The organism is Planomonospora parontospora, assembly GCA_014647935.1.
GTDB classification, from domain to species: Bacteria; Actinomycetota; Actinomycetes; order Streptosporangiales; family Streptosporangiaceae; genus Planomonospora; species Planomonospora parontospora.
In genome coordinates this window covers 1-1,296 of sequence record BMQD01000088.1, presented here as the reverse complement: position 1 = coordinate 1,296, position 1,296 = coordinate 1, and the positions used below count along the sequence as shown (strand labels likewise).

Here is a 1,296-nt window from a genome sequence, read left to right as displayed (position 1 = left end):
AAGACGGCCATCGCGTGATCCTTCGGGTTGCGAAACCAAGATCGAAGGAAGAAAGCGATGGCCGTGAACAACAGTGTGGACCCGATGGCGTGGCTGGCGGAGCGGATTCAGACCAGCGACCCGGATCTGTTGCGCTCCATGGTGAAGACCATGGCCGAGGCGTTGATGTCGGCCGAGGCCGACAGCCTGTGCGGCGCCGCCTACGGCGAGCGCAGCGATCAGCGGGCCAACCGCCGCAACGGCTACCGGACCCGCGGCTGGGACACCCGCGCCGGCACCGTCGAGCTCGCCATCCCCAAGCTGCGCTCGGGCACCTACTTCCCCGACTGGCTGCTGCAGCGCCGCCGCCGGGCCGAACAGGCCCTCATCAGCGTGGTGGCCACCAGCTACCTGCTGGGCGTCTCCACCCGCCGCGTGGACAAGCTCATCGAGCAGCTCGGCGTGCAGCACATCTCCAAGAGCCAGGTCTCGGAGATGGCCAAGATGCTCGACGGGCAGGTGGAGGCGTTTCGGACCCGCCCGTTGGACGGTGGCCCGTATGCGTTCCTATGGCTGGACGCGCTCACGCAGAAGGTCCGCGAGGACGGGCGCACGGTGAACGTGCACGTCCTGGTCGCCACGGCCGTCAACGCCGACGGCCGCCGGGAGATCCTGGGGCTGGAGGTGAGTTCGGCCGAGGACGGCGCGGGCTGGCTGGGCTTCCTGCGGGGCCTGGTGGCGCGGGGCCTGTCGGGGGTGCAGCTGGTGGTCTCCGATGCCCACCGGGGCTTGGTGGAGGCGGTCGGCGCGGTGCTGGCGGGCGCGGCCTGGCAGCGCTGCCGCACCCACTACCTGCGCAATCTGCTCACCACCGTGCCCAAGTCGGCCCAGCCGTGGGTGGCCACGCTGGTGCGGACCATCTTCGACCAGCCGACCGCCGAGGCGGTGCGCACGCAGCACACGTGGGTCATCGATGCCCTGGAGGCGAAGTATCCGGCCGCGGCGACGCATCTGGAGGCCGCCCGCGAGGACCTGCTGGCGTTCGCCGCGTTCCCGCGAGAGGTCTGGAAGCAGGTGTGGTCGAACAACCCGCAAGAAAGGTTGAACAAGGAGATCCGCCGCCGCACCGACGTGGTCGGGATCTTCCCCGACCGGAGTTCGGTCGTGCGCCTGGTGGGTGCGGTGCTGGCCGAGCAGACCGATGAGTGGACCGAGGCCCGCCGCTACATGGGGCTGGATGTGCTGGCCAAGGTCCGGCTGCGCCTGATCGCGAGCGACACACCGGGGCAGAATCCGCTGCCGCAGACACTTACCGCT

1 protein-coding gene is annotated in these 1,296 nt (G+C 69.7%); it reads left to right on the top strand.

Going from position 1 to position 1,296, the window contains the following annotated elements:
- Positions 1-57: 57 nt before the first annotated feature.
- Positions 58-1,296, top strand: a 1,239-nt coding sequence (locus tag IEZ07_RS35230; protein ID WP_204054820.1) for an IS256 family transposase, incomplete at its 3' end; no start/stop codon positions are given.